This is a genomic window from Candidatus Pantoea multigeneris (assembly GCF_011752615.1).
GTDB classification, from domain to species: domain Bacteria; phylum Pseudomonadota; class Gammaproteobacteria; order Enterobacterales; family Enterobacteriaceae; genus Pantoea; species Pantoea multigeneris.
In genome coordinates this window covers 155,657-171,378 of the sequence record NZ_VWXF01000002.1, presented here as the reverse complement: position 1 = coordinate 171,378, position 15,722 = coordinate 155,657, and the positions used below count along the sequence as shown (strand labels likewise).

The window sequence follows — 15,722 nt, the reverse complement described above, 5'->3', positions numbered from 1 at the left end:
CAGGAGAACATTATGCAGCTGGATGAAATAGTGGCGCTTAGTGTAAAGCATAACGCCGCCGATCTGCACCTTTGTAGCGGACATTTGCCGTGGTGGCGCTGCGGTGGAACGCTTAAGCCGGTGCCCGATCGGGCGGAAATTAGCGCACAGGCACTTGAAGCCGCCATAGAACCCTGGCTGGACAGCCTCCAGCGTGAACAGCTCGAAGCCGAAGGACAGTTAGATTTTGCCATCACCCTGACCAACGGACAGCGGCTGCGCGCCAACCTGTTTATTCAGCGCCAGGGGCTGTCACTGGCGCTGCGTATCATCAGCAACCAGTTACCGGTGATGGAAAATCTCCTGCTGCCTGCACAACTGCCGCAGCTCATGCTGCGGGAACATGGGTTGATGTTAGTGACGGGGGCTACTGGCAGTGGTAAAACGACCACGCTGGCGGCGTTGGTTGATGCATTGAACCGGCAACAAGCGCGGCACATCATCACGCTAGAAGACCCCATTGAGTTTCTGCACCACAGTCAGAAATCGTTGATCCAGCAGCGTGAAATAGGCCAACACTGCCAGAGTTTTAGCCTGGGGTTAAAAGCGGCATTACGTGAAGACCCTGATGTCATTCTGATCGGCGAGCTACGCGACAGCGCGACTATTCGCCTGGCATTAACTGCCGCAGAAACCGGTCATTTAGTGCTGGCAACGCTGCATACCCGAGGGGCCGCACAGGCGATTGAAAGACTGGTTGATGTCTTCCCGGCGGAGGAGAAAAACCTGGTACGCACCCAACTGGCGGGGAGCCTGAATGCGGTACTGGCGCAAAAGTTGGTTGCCGCGAAAGCGGGTGGGCGCGTTGCGCTGCATGAACTGTTAGTGAACACCCCGGCGGCAGCTAATCTGATTCGTGAAGGGAAGTTACATCAACTGCCCGGCGTGCTGGAAACCGGGGTGCAACACGGTATGCAAACTTTTGCTCAGTCTCAGCAGCAGCGTATTGATCAGGAGCTGATTGCGGCAGAGTAATGCTGGCGTGCCAGGCATGGAATCACTCTGGCTGGTAAAGCGCACTACAGATTAATGTTGTGCTGAGATGCTGAGATGCTGAGATGCTGAGATGCTGAGATGCTGAGATGCTGAGATGCTGAGATGCTGAGATGCTGAGATGCTGAGATGCTGAGATGCTGAGATGCTGAGATGCTGAGGTGCTGAGGTGCTGAGGTGCTGAGGTGCTGAGGTGCTGAGGTACTCAGGTACTGAGGTGCTGAGGTGCTGAGATGTTCAGATACTGAGGTGCTGAAAATGTGCCAGCAGTAACGGCTGGCACGGATTTTCAGTAATGCGTTTCAAACCAGTCTTCAAGGATAATCACTGCGGACTGGGAATCTACCTGGCCTTTGTTCAACGCGCGATAACCTCCGCGCTCAAACAGGGTCGAACGTGCTTCGACGGTGCTGAGACGTTCATCCTGAAGTTCAACCCGCACGCCAAACCGGCCATGCAGGCGGTTAGCAAACTTACGTGCGCGTGCCGTTAATGGCTGTTCGGTGCCATCCATATTCAGTGGCAATCCGACTACCACGAAATCAGGCTGCCACTCTTTCAGGAGTTTCTCGATCAGTTGCCAGTCGGGCGTACCTTCCTGGGCTTTCAGCGCTGCCAGCGGGCGGGCAGTGCCGGTAAGTTGTTGGCCGACAGCAACACCAATACTTTTGGTGCCGAAATCAAAACCGAGTAGTGTCTGGCTGCTCATCAGGCGTGTCCGGCATCGTTAGTCATGTTATGCATATCTACACCCAGTGAGCGAGCGGCTTCACGCCAGCGGTCAGCAATCGGGGTGTGGAACAAAATGGTGCTATCAGCGGGAGTGGTGAGCCAGGCGTTGTCTAACAGCTCCTGCTCTAACTGATTGCTCTCCCAGGCACAGTAGCCTAGCGCCATTAAAACCTGTTCGGGCTGTTGCTGGCTTCCCATGGCTTCGAGGACATCTTTGGAGGTGGTAATTACGGTGGTATCAGAAATTCGGATGCTTGAGTTAAACACTCGCGGCCCGGAATGTAGGATAAAACCACGATCTTCAGCCAGTGGCCCACCGGAAAAAACCGGCTTATCCAGGCTAATGGCGGGATCGCGTTCATTAGAGGTAATTTTAAGTTTCTGCAGAATCCCTTCTACCGTCAGGTTTTCCATGGGCTTGTTGACTATCAGCCCCATCGCACCTTCAGCATTATGCTCACAGATATAAACCACTGCGCGCTTGAAGAATGGATCCTGTAGCGAAGGCATCGCTATCAGAAAGTGATGCTGTAAATTCATCGTCACTGTGCTACCAAAATTTTTAAACCGGTGCGGGCGATCGCACCGGTTGCGGGTGGAATGCTGTGCCTTATCTGGCACATGCATTAAACTCAGCCCAGGCGTTTCTCAATCGCGTCCATCAGCATACCGCTGATGGAGATTGGAAACGCTGCCTCAATCTCACGTACGCAAGTTGGGCTGGTCACATTCACTTCGGTGAGTTTATCACCGATGATATCGAGACCGACGAAGATCAGCCCTTTGGCTTTCAGCGTCGGCCCAACGCGGCGGGCAATTTCCCAGTCTTTCTCGGTCAGTGGACGCGCTTCACCACGTCCACCTGCAGCCAGGTTGCCGCGGGTTTCACCAGACTTCGGAATACGTGCGAGGCAGTAAGGCACGGGTTCACCATCAACCACTAAAACGCGCTTGTCACCTTCGGTGATGGCTGGCACATAGTTCTGCGCCATGCAGTAGAAGTTGCCGTAGTTGGTCAGAGATTCAGTGATCACCGAGAAGTTAGGATCGTCCTGCTTAACGCGGAAAATCGAGGTGCCGCCCATCCCATCCAGTGGCTTCATGATGATGTCACCATGTTCTTGCCAGAACGCGCGCAGCTGTTCTTTGCTGCGTGTCACCAGGGTGTCTGGGGTCAGGTCGGCAAACCATGCGGTATAGAGCTTCTCGTTACAGTCGCGCAGGCTTTGTGGTTTATTCACAATCAATGTGCCTTGCTCTTCTGCACGCTCAAGAATATAGGTCGCGTAGATGAATTCAGTATCGAATGGCGGATCTTTACGCATCAGGACAACGTCCAGATCGGCCAGTTTGATCACCTGCTCACTGCCAAACTCGTACCACTTATCATAGTTCTGTTCAACGCTGAGCAGGCGAGTGCGGGCATAAGAAACGCCGCCACGCAGGGAGAGATCGGCCATCTCCATGTAGTGAATTTCATAACCACGGCGCTGTGCTTCCAGCAGGAAACCGAAGCTGGTGTCTTTTTTAATGTTGATGGATGAAATCGGGTCCATCACGATGCCAAGCTTAATCATTACTCTCTCCTTCAAGAGACCTGTTGTGTGCAGCGTTCGCTGTGGGGGGAATATCGCGGCTGATTATCCCTCAACCCAGATCGCCAAACCTCACCTGGAGTGCCGTGATCACGGTTAATGCCGTGGTTTCAGTGCGCAGCACGCGTGGCCCAAGTAAAATATCGCTGAATCCTTGTTGTGCCGTCATGGCAATTTCATCTGCTGACAGGCCGCCTTCTGGGCCAATCAGGAGTCTTACGCGCTCAACCGGTAGCGGTAAGGTGTTAATGCTCTGGTTGGCGCGCGGATGCAGATTGAGTTTTAAACCGTTTTCCTGCTCTGCACACCATGCTTCCAGCGTCATTGCCTCGCGAATTTCCGGTACGCGATTACGCCCGCACTGTTCACAGGCGGCAATGGCAATTTTTTGCCACTGCTGGATCTTCTTCGCCAGACGTTCTGCATCCAGCTTTACGCCGCAGCGTTCGGAAAACAAGGGGGTAATGACATTTACACCCAGTTCAATCGATTTTTGGATGGTGAATTCCATTTTTTCGCCACGGGACATCACCTGACCTAAGTGCAGGTGCAGCGGAGATTCACGATCGTCCAGTTGGCTGGAGAGCACAGAGACTCTGACACGCTTTTTATCGGCTTGTGCGATCTCTGCTTTGAAAGTCAGATTACTGCCATCAAACAATTCCAGCTCTTGTCCCGCTCCCATGCGCAGCACGCGGCCAACGTGATTGGCAGCATCTTCCTCAAGGAAAATGTCACTGCCAACGGTGAGAGGTTCGGGGTGATAAATGCGAGGTATACGCATGTGGTTCCTGCCTGGATCGCGCCGTGAACGGTCACGGCGAACGGAAAAAGGGTAGTTTAGGGCAGTGATTTCCTGGCTGGCAAGGGGAAAGGGCAAAACGGCCAGGCAAGGTAGCCTGACCGGGCCTGGAGATTATGCAGTGAGTGGACGGAGATCCAGCGTCATCAGGTGGTATTGATTATTATTGAAGCCAAAGGAACCGCTGTCATCCAGCTGCAGTTTACGGGTATGGGCGGCGTAGGAACGGCCATTGATCTTGTTAATGAAGGTCACCAGGTAAGCAAAGCGCTGCGCCATAATCTGCGCTGAGCAGTCAAACAGTTGGTTCGCGAGGCCGTTGCCGCGATAAGCGCCGTCAATGCAGATTGGCCCATACTGATAGCTGTTGTTGCTGTCCAGCTGTTCGCCGTAAGGGGTGTACTTATGCAGTTCACCGGTCATGTATTCGAACATAGGCCAGCGCTGCAGGAACTGCCAGGAACCGGCAATAACAAATCCCACCACCTGATCGCCATCTTTCGCGACAACTAATCCATTTTCCTTGTCGATCAACTCTGCCAGCTGCACTGCGTCGATATTGGTGGTGACGAAACCGTCTTTGCGGTCTTCATCACTGATGCTGTTAGCGTGATATTTTTTTAGCAGCGCCAGCACGCCTTCGATATCGCTGTGTTGTGCAGCATTCACGGTAAGATTTCTGTCCATGGTTTTACTTTTTTCCTCAACATTGCTTGTCTACGTGATTCACCTGAGCGTATCACGCTTTGTTTCTCCGGTGAGGTGAAATTGATTCAGATACCGGGGCAGACAGCAGTGCCAGGCCGTGAGGGCAAGAAAGGTTGTGGACGTTATCAGGCTGAAGGCCTCTGTGGCCGCCTTTTACCCAATAATATATCGAAGCCTGATTTGAACTGAGGTTTTGCGACATATTGTGTCGCTGGATAATAGATTTACGAATGTTTATTTAGCTGTTCAATTAAGTTCATTGAGATCTTGAGTTTATGTTTTTTCTAATTTTGTAAAGTTGGTTTTCTGGGCATGGTTAATTTTTTACACTCCGCCGAAATAAAAAAGGAGCAAAGGAATGAATGCACTCTATTTACAAATATCTCATATCAACGGCTCCAGTCAGGATGAACAACATACCGGCTGGCTGGACGTGATGGATTATCACTGGGGCGGCCAGCGTGATAAGCGTTTTGGTGGCACAGTGAATTTTCGCAACTTACGTGTTAACACCATGCTGGATCAAGCCACACCGCCGCTGGTGCTGTATGCCGCCAATGGTAATCCACTGAGTAAGGTGGTGCTGGCAGCGTGTAAAGCTGGAGGTGTGCAGCAGGAGTTTTATCGTATTACCCTCGAAGGCGCTCGTGTTGTCGCATTCAGTCTGGATGAAACTTCAGAAGGCACATTGGCGGAGTATGAGTTTGAAGCTGACTGTTTCAAAATCCAGTACTGGGATCAACGCCCAGACGGGGGCCGTGCCGCCGAAGTTCGTGCTGGTTGGAATGTAAAAAATAACGTTTCTGTGTTCTGAGGATAAGGAGATGAATCATTCGGATTATTTGAAATGGAAGCTGGATGGAGAGCGGCATCTGGCGATGAGTCTGGAAGGCGGGGTTCGCAATTTGCCGCAGGAAGTGAATAACGCGCTGAAAAACCTTGCGGGTGGTTTCGAACGATTGAGCTGGTATTCGTCATGTTTTACCTCTAAATACCAGGAGGTTTGTGAAGAACTAAAGCATGAAGATACCAGGATGGTTTCATCTTTGAAAGAGCTAATCGGAAGGTCAAATGTCATATTGGATATGATTGCTCTTTATATAGAGTGCGTATTGCAAGACAATACTAAAAAGACAGTTGAGGATTCAAAATCCGTCATTATCATGGGGACTAATCTTGCAAAAAAGATTGCAGTAGGATCTACGGTCAATGCCGGTATCGCCTATATTATGGCCAGAGAGATTACACGTAATACAAAAATAGATCTGCGAATGCGAAAAGTTTTAAACCAAAGGGCTGAAAATTTTTTTAGCTTCATGGCAGTTTATGGATATGTGCACAAGGCTGCATTATCGGCAAGAAGATTGAAGGTACTCTATCCTTTTTACTATGAGGTTCTTTATTCTTTTAATCTGGAAATGTTATATTTTTTCATAGAGCCTTTTTTAAAGTTTGTTATCTATAAAATGAAATTTTATGTGACGTATACTTTAAAAGAGAAGGAAAAGCATTTAAGAGAGGCTTTTGGTTTATGAAAATAAATTCATGGGGAATTTTTATCTTTATCCTTAAGTGCATTTGTTATCTGCCATGGAAGCTTTTACGCGCATATGAATTTCCAATTGTGACGATAATTTTAGCAGTGATATTTATGACATTCATTCCATCTTACTGGTGGCAGTTGACATTATTCACGGCTTTGTTTTATTTTCTTTTTCCTTTGTATAAAACATACAAAGGAAAATAAGAAAATTTCTTTTTATAAGTCAGGGTCTGGATGGTGGAGTAGTCCCTTGATAAAATGGTAATAATTAAGTTGCAAAAGGGTGTCGGCATGAAGGAATTTATAATCTATGTTTTGATAAAGCTACTTTCGGTAATGATGCGAATTATTGGCATCATTTCATATCAGGTTCTTATCTGGATGATTATGATTATTCCAGGTGTGTTTTATGTGAAGTTCTTCCCTGAGTACTGGTGGAGGCTTACTGTTGCAACGGTGATTATTTTGATGGCGCTATTAGTGTCTTTTTATCCGAAAAAATATATGTAGTGAGGTACGAGTAACAGAAAGATGTGTCTCGGTGATAAGTTTTATATTTAGAGCGATCTGCGAGGTTTTTTTGAATTTTATATCCAGTTTTATTGTCAGCCTGTTAAAAAGGATTTTCATTCCTGTAATAGCAGAGATTTTATTGCTTTGTTCAATAGTCGGAATTGGGATCTTCTGGCTGGAGTTTTTCCCTGATTACTGGGGAAGCCTAACCACACTTAGTTTAGTTGTATTAATGATAATTTATGTGAAATTCTACCCTAATAAATATATTTAAATTCGGGTGCTAAATGGGTTTGCTATAAAGTATTTTATTGTGAGGGAGTGTTGAATACTTGTTGAATTCAATGTTTAAATCCCCTAGTGTGTTTTCATGGAGGAACTAAAGCTAATGGGTGATTTTCTTGGTTATGTCTTCTTTGGTTTGATAATAGCTAAAGAGGTTTTTCTGTACTATCTGTATGAGTGGTGGTGGCTGTGGTTGTTTTTAGCAGGGTTTTTGATCTGGGAAGTTGTTGCCTGCAAAATTCAGTCCCGCCGCTTTAGTTTTCTGACTTTCATTAAGAAACTCATTAAGTGCGTTTATAACATCATTCGTATCATAGCGAATGTAATCAGTAGCATCTTCGACTATTTAACGAGTTGGCATAATTGATGTCTGACTTTTTAACCATGATAGATACTCCATCCGTACTCTCATTATGTGTTAAGGCGACACTTACGCATCGCCCTAATGATGATCAGCGCTGAGCGCAGGCCTGCTGTACGTAAGGGTTGTGATTGCCCTGTACGCGTGCAATGCGCTGGTCGCGTTCGCACTCCCAGGCGGTGACTGGGTAGAGTTTGTTCCATGCGGTAAACAGCTGGGTTTGCTGGCGTGAGATCACCAAATGGTACTGGTCACGCATGTAAAAATAGGTGCGGGCAATGGCACCACGGGCGCGGGCTGGTGGCTCGGCACGTTTGCCAGCGAAGTCGATTTGCATTTCACATTTGCCATACTGGTTTTCACCCCCGTTCCACTGGCTATAAGGGAAGTTATTGCGGTCGCCGTTCACTTCACCAATCGCCGGTTCTAGGTTATGCAGGTCGCTTTCAATGCGGCGATAGTCGGCATCTTTGGCGCAGTTTTTACGCCCGCCGTTTTGCCAGCACTGACGCTGGTGGCCGAACTCCCACGCGGGCATCACATGTTCCCATTCAATACGTTCCGCCCGATTGGTGTTTTTACGTACCTGATAGCCGCAGCTTTGCAGGTCGGGCACGCCTTTTTTACCTTGCCAGCTGATTTTGCAGCCACAGTAGAAGGTGCCCGGCGCATTGGCATTGATCTCTGCTGCGTAGGCTTTTGCCTGCTGAAAATTGTTTTGATGGTAGTTGTCGAGATTGAGGCTCCATGCCATCAGCGGGGAGAGTAACAGAGGGGCTGCCAGTAAAATTTTGCGAAACATATTCCATACTTACGAAAAATTATTCAGGCGCGGGAGGTTAGCAGAACCCCGCAGCCGGTGGTATGAGAATATCGGTCAGTTTCGTGCTGGCTTGAGTAGCGCGGGTGTGCGAGTCATATCCAGGGCCAAGATTTTTTGGCTGCGGGTAGCCGTTTTATCAGAGCATACAGCCAGTGATGTGCGTTAAGGTGCTGAGCTGTCATCTGGCTGAAACTCACCAGGTTTCAATATAGTGCTGCAATGGACGCAGCGGTATTCCGCCTCACCGCGCACCACTCTGTTGTGGCGGCGTACTGTCAGGTTGTGCTGCTGACACTGGCAACGATAAGCGAACGTGGCACTGCGCACTGAGGTGGTTTCGAATTTGTGGGTACGTCGGGCGGGTACGCCGAGCACCGTTTCCATCATCCACTTCCACTCTTTGCCGTGAGGCGCAACGCGACCAAACACTTTCCATACCAGCAGATGTGCCAGTTCATGTGGCACCACTTCATCAACAAAGGCTTGCTGGTTTTCTTGCAGCAATACTGGATTAAGGCGGATTTCCCAGCGTTCCAGCCATGCTGTACCCGCGCTGGTGCCCCGTTGTTGGTAGATCAGGCTCGGCTCAGGAAACTCACGCTTGAAGTGCAGATTGGCGATGTGCAAATAGTGACGCAACGAGCGCATAGCGGCCTGTTGCAGGGCAATGGGGAGTCGGGGTGCTTTCATAGCCGTCAGCATAAGCGTCAGGGTTGCAGAACACAAGGGGGACAAGTGTACAGCCCAATTCCCCTTACAGGCCGAGGTATCTCGATTTGGCAGACAACTGTTTTGACCTTGACCTTGACCTTGCCCGGTCAAATAAGCAAAAAAAAATCCGCACCCCCGAAGGCGTGCGGATTTATCGAAAACCGGTAAAAGCTAAATCAGTCGCGTGAACCGATATCGCGCAGCTTCTTACCAGACATCAGGTTGCGCTCGATATGCTCCAGGGACACACTCTTCGTCTCTGGGATCAGCGCCAGGGTAATCAGGATAAACAGCACGTTCAGTGCGCCATACAGCCAGAACGTATTGGCATTACCCAGGTTATTCAACAGCGTCAGGAAGGTTGCACCCACGATCATATTGGCAATCCAGTTGGTCGCGGTTGACACGGTAATACCGAAATCACGCCCTTTCAGTGGCTGAATCTCTGAACACAGAACCCAAATCAGTGGACCTGCACTCATCGCGAAGCCGATGATAAACATCAACAGCATGGCGATAGCGAAGTACTGCGCACCCGCTGAGTGAATGCCAACGTGCAGCATAGAACCCAGAACGCCCATACCCGCAGCCATCACCAGGAAACCAAGGATCAGGGTTGGTTTACGGCCCCAACGGTCAACCAGACCAATGGCGATAAAGGTCGACAGCATATTCACTGCGCCCACAATCACCGTACCCCACATCTGCTCAGTGGTATTGGTAAAGCCAGCAATCTCGAAAATCTTCGGCGCGTAATACATGATCACGTTCATACCGGTAAACTGCTGCATCACCTGCAACAACACACCAAGGAACACGGCACGACGGAAATTGCTGTTGCTGGTAAACAGCGACCAACCGGTCTGCTTAATCTTCAGACTCTCACGAATCTCATCCAGCTCACGCTTAGCCTGCTCGCTGGTATCACGCAGGCGATCCAACACGCGCTGGGCATCGCGGAAATTCCCCTTCGCCGCCAGCCAACGTGGACTGTTTGGCAGGAAAATGACCCCAACCAACAACAGCAACGCGGGAATGGTAATCACGCCCAACATCCAACGCCAGTTGCCGGTAAAGCTAAATGCAGTATCAGACAAGAATGCCACCAGAATCCCGATGGTAATCATCAACTGATACAGAGAAATCATACTGCCGCGAATATTCTCCGGTGCGATCTCAGACAGATACAGCGGTGCAGTATACGAAGCGATACCCACAGCCAAACCTAACAGCACGCGTGCCGTGATCAGCATCTCTGGGTTAGCCGCCATAGAAGACCACAGTGAACCGATGACGAACAGAATCGCACCGGCCATCAGGCTCTTCTTACGACCTAAATGTGATGACATCCAGCCGCTACCGACTGCACCCACCGCAGCACCGAACATCATGGAACTTACAATCCACTCTTGCTGGTGTGCTGAAACATTAAAGTCCTTGGCGATAAACGGCAGAGCGCCGGAAATAACACCGATATCCAGACCGAACAACAGCCCGGCCAGAGCGGCTAGAAAGCAGACAAACAAGGTCATAACCTTGTTCGAGGTTCTGCTTTTTTGTGAAGTGACAGGCATAGTGCCTCCGAGTTTAACCATCATTGTTATTTATTAATGTTAAAAAACCTTTCCCGATAAAAAAGTGAGATAGATCACATCAATGTAATCGTTTACACATGTCAGAGTTGTGTAAAGGCCCAAATTTATGCCCGAAAAAGACGAATAACCCGTAAGGTATTACAAATACTAAGTTTCTGATAACACCATAAAACTCAGCTATCAGAGTGCGATGAAAATAACGCATTTCTTAGCTAATGACTACGCAGAAAAACTCCTAAATACTGGATAATTAAAAAGTTTCAAAATGTAATCGTTAACATCATGTTGCAATCCGGTGACTACAAAATGTAGCAGGATATAAACAAAACATTGGGCAAACAGGCAAAAAAAATGCCCCGCCGTAGGGGCGAGGCATTCTGCCGGAAAAAAGGATTACAGGCCAGCGGCTTCGCGCAGCTGAGCAGCTTTATCCGTTTTTTCCCATGGGAAGTGTTCACGACCGAAGTGACCGTAAGCTGCGGTCTCTTTGTAGATCGGCTGCAGCAGATCCAGCATCTGAATCAAACCGTATGGGCGCAGGTCGAAGAACTCACGCACCAACAGGGTCAGCTGCTCGGTAGACACTTTCTCAGTACCGAAAGTCTCAACCATGATAGAGGTAGGCTCTGCCACACCGATGGCGTAAGAAACCTGAATCTCACAACGGTCAGCCAGGCCAGCAGCAACGATATTCTTCGCAACATAGCGTGCGGCATAGGCAGCAGAACGGTCAACTTTTGATGGGTCTTTACCCGAGAACGCACCACCGCCGTGACGTGCCATACCGCCGTAGGTATCTACGATGATTTTACGGCCAGTCAGACCACAGTCACCCATTGGACCACCGATAACGAAACGGCCAGTTGGGTTGATGTGATATTTGGTGCTGGCGTTAATCCACTCTGAAGGCAGAACCGGCTTGATGATCTCTTCCATCACCGCTTCTTGCAGATCTTTCTGACCGATATCTTCAGCGTGCTGAGTAGAAAGAACTACCGCATCGATACCGACAATTTTGCCGTTATCGTACTGGAAAGTGATCTGGCTTTTTGCATCTGGACGCAACCAAGGCAGCGAACCGTTCTTACGGACTTCAGCCTGACGCTGAACCAGACGGTGTGCATAGGTCACTGGTGCTGGCATCAGCACATCGGTTTCGTTGGTGGCGTAGCCAAACATCAGGCCCTGGTCGCCCGCACCTTGCTCCAGTGGATCGGTACGGTCAACACCCTGGTTGATATCAGCAGACTGCTTACCAATAGCGCTCAAAACGGCGCAGGAGTTGGCGTCAAAGCCCATGTCGGAATGAACATAGCCAATTTCACGCACGGTATTACGGGTAATCTCTTCGATATCTACCCAAGCGTTGGTGGTGATCTCGCCACCTACCAGCACCATACCGGTCTTCACGTAAGTTTCGCACGCCACGCGCGCTTTTGGATCCTGTGCCAGGATCGCATCAAGCACTGCGTCAGAAATCTGGTCGGCGATTTTATCAGGATGTCCTTCTGATACGGACTCGGACGTAAAAAGATGTTTAGCCATTCTGTTCTTTACCTTACAAATGGTTTGAATTCAACTGCATAGCGTAAGAGAGGCCAGGCCTGACTCAACGCCCCTTCAGGCAAAGCCGCGAGCAGTAAAGCAGTAGATAACACAGCTGTGATTAGCCTGGGTGTTAATCAGTTTAGATGGAAAACCATCTGGACGGCCATTTTAGGTTACTGTGTAAGCGAATTGCCAGTCCTTTTTCAGTTTCCGCACTTTAAGCAACAGCCAAAGCCTGATTAATTCTCTGAGTTTTGACTTAAAGGCGGCATATTGTTTTTGCTTTTTACCCCCGTAGGGGGTATAAATCGCCGCGACTGCCGCAAGGCGCAAGTCACATGGCGTCAGGTACGCCAGGCCAGTCAGAAAGCACGCTTTTTGACCCTTACCCAGACCTTTTATCCACATGTTTTTGCATGTGAAGAGGTGAAAGCAGTAATGAACCAGGCTTTTACTCAGCGCCTTCTTGCGCATCATGCTGGCACCCCGGCCATTTTCTCTTACCTCCCCCTCACTTTATCTTGCCGAAGTTGCGCGTTAAGTCGTCATTATCCCGACACGCACGCCGGTTAACCTGCAGCGTTACACTTACGCTCGCGGTTTTTTTTCGCAGGCTCAGCCCGCGAACAATCCAGTTTTTTCCTGGTCTTCTTATGTAAAGGAGCTGGTGAATTACACTTATTGTCTTGTGGCTCGCGTGCGAATGCTGACCACAGAGATAAAGAGGCACAACCATTGGTGAAGCAACATCGCCCTGGATTACTGGCAATAACACCGGATAACGGTTTCATCTTTCAACGGAAAATTGAGGTTCGTGATGTCTGACGACATGCAGAAAATCAAGGGTTCGTCAGCTGGCGAACAGGGTAAGCTCCGCTCAATGCAGGAGGTCGCGATGAACGATCAGGAAGCCAGCAAAATGCTGCGTACCTACAATATTGCCTGGTGGGGCAATAACTATTACGACGTCAATGAACTGGGCCATATCAGCGTCTGTCCAGACCCGGACCGCCCAGAGATTCGGGTAGACCTGGCGAAGCTGGTCAAAGAGCGTGAAGCGCAAGGCCAACGCCTGCCAGCACTGTTCTGCTTCCCACAGATTCTGCAACACCGCCTGCGTTCGATTAACGCGGCGTTCAAGCGTGCGCGTGAATCTTACGGCTACACCGGTGATTACTTCCTGGTGTATCCCATCAAGGTAAACCAGCACAAACGAGTGATTGAATCCTTGATCCACTCTGGCGAACCGCTAGGGTTAGAAGCCGGTTCTAAAGCAGAACTGATGGCGGTTCTGGCGCATGCCGGTCAGACGCGCTCAGTGATCGTCTGTAACGGCTATAAAGACCGCGAATATATCCGCCTGGCGCTGATTGGTGAAAAACTCGGGCATAAGGTCTACCTGGTGCTGGAAAAAATGACCGAAGTGCGCCTGGTACTGGAAGAGGCTGAACGTCTCAACGTAGTACCTCGCCTCGGTATCCGCGCGCGCCTGGCCTCGCAGGGTTCAGGCAAATGGCAGTCGAGCGGCGGTGAAAAATCCAAATTTGGCCTCTCGGCGACCCAGGTCTTGCAGCTGGTTGAGATTATGCGTAATGCCGGCCGTATCGACAGCCTGCAACTGCTGCACTTCCATCTCGGTTCACAGATGGCGAACATTCGCGATATCGCCACGGGCGTACGTGAATCCGCGCGCTTCTATGTTGAACTGGCTAAGCTTGGCGTTAACATCAAATGTTTCGATGTTGGCGGCGGTCTCGGTGTTGACTACGAAGGTACTCGCTCGCAGTCAGACTGCTCGGTTAACTACGGCCTGAATGAGTATGCGAACAACGTCATCTGGGCAATTGGTACCGCTTGCGATGAACATGGCTTGCAGCATCCAACGGTGATCACTGAGTCTGGTCGCGCCGTGACGGCACACCACACGGTGCTGGTCTCCAACATCATCGGCGTTGAGCGTAGTGAATCCTCTCTGCCGGAAGCACCACCGGCGGATGCGCCTCGTCCAATCATCAGCATGTGGGAAACCTGGCAGGAGATGCACGAGCCAAACGTACGCCGCTCACTGCGCGAATGGCTGCACGATAGCCAGATGGATCTCTATGACATCCACACCGGCTACTCCTCAGGCACCTATGATCTGCAACAGCGTTCCTGGGCAGAGCAGTTGTATCTGAGCATCTGTCACTATGCACAAACCCATCTCGACCCAAGCAACCGCGCACATCGTCCCATCATCGATGAGCTGCAAGAGCGCATGGCCGACAAAGTGTACGTCAACTTCTCTCTGTTCCAGTCCATGCCGGATGCATGGGGAATCGATCAGCTGTTCCCGGTACTGCCGCTAGAAGGGCTGGACAAGAAGCCAGAGCGCCGCGCCGTATTGCTGGACATTACCTGTGATTCCGATGGTGCCATCGACCACTATATTGATGGTGATGGGATTGCCACCACCATGCCGATGCCAGAGTACGATGTGGATAATCCGCCGATGCTGGGCTTCTTTATGGTGGGGGCTTATCAGGAGATCCTCGGTAACATGCACAACCTGTTCGGTGACACCGAAGCGGTTAACGTGTATGCCCATGCAGAAGGGGAGTTAGAAGTTGAACTCTCTGATGAAGGTGACACCGTGGCTGACATGCTGGAGTACGTGCAGCTGGATCCGAACGAACTGATGACCTTGTTCCGCAATCAGGTAAAAGAGACGGACATCGACGATGAACTGCGTCAGCAGTTCCTTGAAGAGTTTGAGAGTGGGCTGTACGGCTACACCTATCTCGAAGATGAGTAATCCACTCTGATGTTCACCGGGCCATCACGGCCCGGTTTCTATTTCCCGCAAAAATAACCCCACTCGGATAGATTGTATTTATTTTGTGATCCTGGTCACCTTTAAGAATATGTTTCATTTTCTTAACTGACGATGACATTAAAGAGAAAACGCTATCCACCTAATTTTATTAATAAAGCCTTCCCGCTTCCGTACCCCTCTTTACTTAACTTTATGTTTCCGGGTTGGCGTTGTCACAAATGCATTACATAAGGCGCTATTCATATCCTGTTATATATAACAAAAACTAAAACATTAGCTTTGAAATAGTTTCTTAAGTTACTTTGTTTTTTGGAGTGTTTCAGATAACCCCAGTTTTGTCTGAGGAAAAATTTCACATAGTGAAATAATGATTAGGTATCTAATTTTTTTATTTATTTTCTTTAATAAACAATGGTGTATATTTTTTCTGTGATGTCAAGCTGATGTCTGGGTATATTTACCCCAGGATTAATCTTGATATTTTGTCGCTTTTAGGTGAGTGAAAATTAGGATCGATTGGATTTACCTATCAAATGTTCATTTTCAATTCCTTTAAATCTATTTTTCAAAACGTAAGTGCTGCGTTAGCATCTTGTAAAGGTGATAAGATTTACCGATGTTTCCTTAGCGTATTTCATGAGAAACCCTGACATTTCAGT

At 49.3% G+C, this 15,722-nt stretch carries 15 protein-coding genes; 4 read left to right on the top strand and 11 right to left on the bottom strand.

The window, feature by feature from the left end:
- Positions 1 to 12 precede the first annotated feature (12 nt).
- Entirely contained in the window at positions 13 to 1,014 is a 1,002-nt protein-coding gene (locus F3J40_RS06255; protein WP_167013024.1) for a type IV pilus twitching motility protein PilT, read from the top strand.
- Between the two features lie 44 nt (positions 1,015 to 1,058).
- Here F3J40_RS06255 and F3J40_RS25170 read toward each other — a convergent pair whose 3' ends face one another.
- The 6 genes from F3J40_RS25170 to F3J40_RS06225 all read right to left on the bottom strand — a co-directional run bounded on the left by F3J40_RS25170 (position 1,059) and on the right by F3J40_RS06225 (position 4,848).
- Positions 1,059 to 1,292, bottom strand: coding sequence for a DUF2345 domain-containing protein (locus F3J40_RS25170; RefSeq protein WP_167013797.1), 234 nt, complete (start codon positions 1,290 to 1,292; stop codon positions 1,059 to 1,061).
- Positions 1,293 to 1,321: 29 nt separating this feature from the next.
- Positions 1,322 to 1,741 carry a Holliday junction resolvase RuvX gene (gene ruvX / locus F3J40_RS06245; RefSeq protein ID WP_017347668.1) on the bottom strand — a complete coding sequence of 140 codons (420 nt, stop codon included), beginning with the start codon at positions 1,739 to 1,741 and terminating at the stop codon, positions 1,322 to 1,324.
- On the bottom strand, positions 1,741 to 2,304 hold the full coding sequence (locus F3J40_RS06240; RefSeq protein ID WP_167013795.1) for a YqgE/AlgH family protein: 564 nt from the start codon (positions 2,302 to 2,304) through the stop codon (positions 1,741 to 1,743). The genes ruvX and F3J40_RS06240 overlap by 1 nt, the downstream gene beginning before the upstream one ends.
- A 92-nt stretch (positions 2,305 to 2,396) precedes the next feature.
- Positions 2,397 to 3,341 carry a glutathione synthase gene (gene gshB, locus F3J40_RS06235; protein WP_017347670.1) on the bottom strand — a complete coding sequence of 315 codons (945 nt, stop codon included), beginning with the start codon at positions 3,339 to 3,341 and terminating at the stop codon, positions 2,397 to 2,399.
- Positions 3,342 to 3,411: 70 nt separating this feature from the next.
- The gene (rsmE, locus tag F3J40_RS06230) at positions 3,412 to 4,143 is read right to left on the bottom strand and encodes a 16S rRNA (uracil(1498)-N(3))-methyltransferase (RefSeq protein ID WP_017347671.1); all 732 of its coding nucleotides are present in this window, start codon (positions 4,141 to 4,143) and stop codon (positions 3,412 to 3,414) included.
- Positions 4,144 to 4,275: 132 nt separating this feature from the next.
- The gene (locus F3J40_RS06225) at positions 4,276 to 4,848 is read right to left on the bottom strand and encodes a GNAT family N-acetyltransferase (protein WP_167013023.1); all 573 of its coding nucleotides are present in this window, start codon (positions 4,846 to 4,848) and stop codon (positions 4,276 to 4,278) included.
- A gap of 379 nt (positions 4,849 to 5,227) precedes the next feature.
- On the opposite strand from F3J40_RS06225, the gene F3J40_RS06220 reads away from it, so the two are divergent.
- Both F3J40_RS06220 and F3J40_RS06215 read left to right on the top strand, forming a co-directional pair.
- On the top strand, positions 5,228 to 5,683 hold the full coding sequence (locus F3J40_RS06220) for an Hcp family type VI secretion system effector (RefSeq protein ID WP_167013022.1): 456 nt from the start codon (positions 5,228 to 5,230) through the stop codon (positions 5,681 to 5,683).
- A gap of 10 nt (positions 5,684 to 5,693) precedes the next feature.
- Positions 5,694 to 6,404 (top strand): hypothetical protein, encoded by a 711-nt coding sequence (locus F3J40_RS06215; RefSeq protein WP_167013021.1) that lies wholly within the window; start codon positions 5,694 to 5,696, stop codon positions 6,402 to 6,404.
- Between the two features lie 1,258 nt (positions 6,405 to 7,662).
- Here the strand turns inward: F3J40_RS06215 and endA are convergent.
- From endA to F3J40_RS06190, 5 genes are all read right to left on the bottom strand, one after another.
- Positions 7,663 to 8,373, bottom strand: coding sequence for a deoxyribonuclease I (gene endA / locus F3J40_RS06210; protein WP_167013020.1), 711 nt, complete (start codon positions 8,371 to 8,373; stop codon positions 7,663 to 7,665).
- Between the two features lie 183 nt (positions 8,374 to 8,556).
- Positions 8,557 to 9,084, bottom strand: a complete 528-nt coding sequence (locus tag F3J40_RS06205; protein ID WP_167013019.1) for a SprT family zinc-dependent metalloprotease — start codon at positions 9,082 to 9,084, stop codon at positions 8,557 to 8,559.
- Between the two features lie 197 nt (positions 9,085 to 9,281).
- Positions 9,282 to 10,679, bottom strand: coding sequence for a sugar porter family MFS transporter (locus tag F3J40_RS06200; protein WP_167013018.1), 1,398 nt, complete (start codon positions 10,677 to 10,679; stop codon positions 9,282 to 9,284).
- A 414-nt stretch (positions 10,680 to 11,093) separates the two neighbouring features.
- Complete coding sequence (metK, locus tag F3J40_RS06195) at positions 11,094 to 12,245, bottom strand: methionine adenosyltransferase (RefSeq protein WP_017348358.1); 1,152 nt, start codon at positions 12,243 to 12,245, stop codon at positions 11,094 to 11,096.
- A 171-nt stretch (positions 12,246 to 12,416) separates the two neighbouring features.
- The gene (locus tag F3J40_RS06190) at positions 12,417 to 12,725 is read right to left on the bottom strand and encodes a hypothetical protein (protein ID WP_167013017.1); all 309 of its coding nucleotides are present in this window, start codon (positions 12,723 to 12,725) and stop codon (positions 12,417 to 12,419) included.
- A 340-nt stretch (positions 12,726 to 13,065) separates the two neighbouring features.
- Here F3J40_RS06190 and speA point away from each other — a divergent pair, with 340 nt between their 5' ends.
- Positions 13,066 to 15,042 carry a biosynthetic arginine decarboxylase gene (gene speA, locus F3J40_RS06185; RefSeq protein WP_071524410.1) on the top strand — a complete coding sequence of 659 codons (1,977 nt, stop codon included), beginning with the start codon at positions 13,066 to 13,068 and terminating at the stop codon, positions 15,040 to 15,042.
- Positions 15,043 to 15,722: the final 680 nt, after the last annotated feature.

Coding starts and splice junctions, on each gene's coding strand:
- F3J40_RS06190 (WP_167013017.1), bottom strand. CDS start 12,725: ATGATGCGCAAGAAGGCGCTGAGTAAAAGCCTGGTTCATTACTGCTTT.
- F3J40_RS06205 (WP_167013019.1), bottom strand. CDS start 9,084: ATGAAAGCACCCCGACTCCCCATTGCCCTGCAACAGGCCGCTATGCGC.
- F3J40_RS06220 (WP_167013022.1), top strand. CDS start 5,228: ATGAATGCACTCTATTTACAAATATCTCATATCAACGGCTCCAGTCAG.
- rsmE (WP_017347671.1), bottom strand. CDS start 4,143: ATGCGTATACCTCGCATTTATCACCCCGAACCTCTCACCGTTGGCAGT.
- endA (WP_167013020.1), bottom strand. CDS start 8,373: ATGTTTCGCAAAATTTTACTGGCAGCCCCTCTGTTACTCTCCCCGCTG.
- F3J40_RS06215 (WP_167013021.1), top strand. CDS start 5,694: ATGAATCATTCGGATTATTTGAAATGGAAGCTGGATGGAGAGCGGCAT.
- metK (WP_017348358.1), bottom strand. CDS start 12,245: ATGGCTAAACATCTTTTTACGTCCGAGTCCGTATCAGAAGGACATCCT.
- gshB (WP_017347670.1), bottom strand. CDS start 3,341: ATGATTAAGCTTGGCATCGTGATGGACCCGATTTCATCCATCAACATT.
- speA (WP_071524410.1), top strand. CDS start 13,066: ATGTCTGACGACATGCAGAAAATCAAGGGTTCGTCAGCTGGCGAACAG.
- F3J40_RS06225 (WP_167013023.1), bottom strand. CDS start 4,848: ATGGACAGAAATCTTACCGTGAATGCTGCACAACACAGCGATATCGAA.
- F3J40_RS06255 (WP_167013024.1), top strand. CDS start 13: ATGCAGCTGGATGAAATAGTGGCGCTTAGTGTAAAGCATAACGCCGCC.
- ruvX (WP_017347668.1), bottom strand. CDS start 1,741: ATGAGCAGCCAGACACTACTCGGTTTTGATTTCGGCACCAAAAGTATT.
- F3J40_RS06200 (WP_167013018.1), bottom strand. CDS start 10,679: ATGCCTGTCACTTCACAAAAAAGCAGAACCTCGAACAAGGTTATGACC.
- F3J40_RS06240 (WP_167013795.1), bottom strand. CDS start 2,304: ATGAATTTACAGCATCACTTTCTGATAGCGATGCCTTCGCTACAGGAT.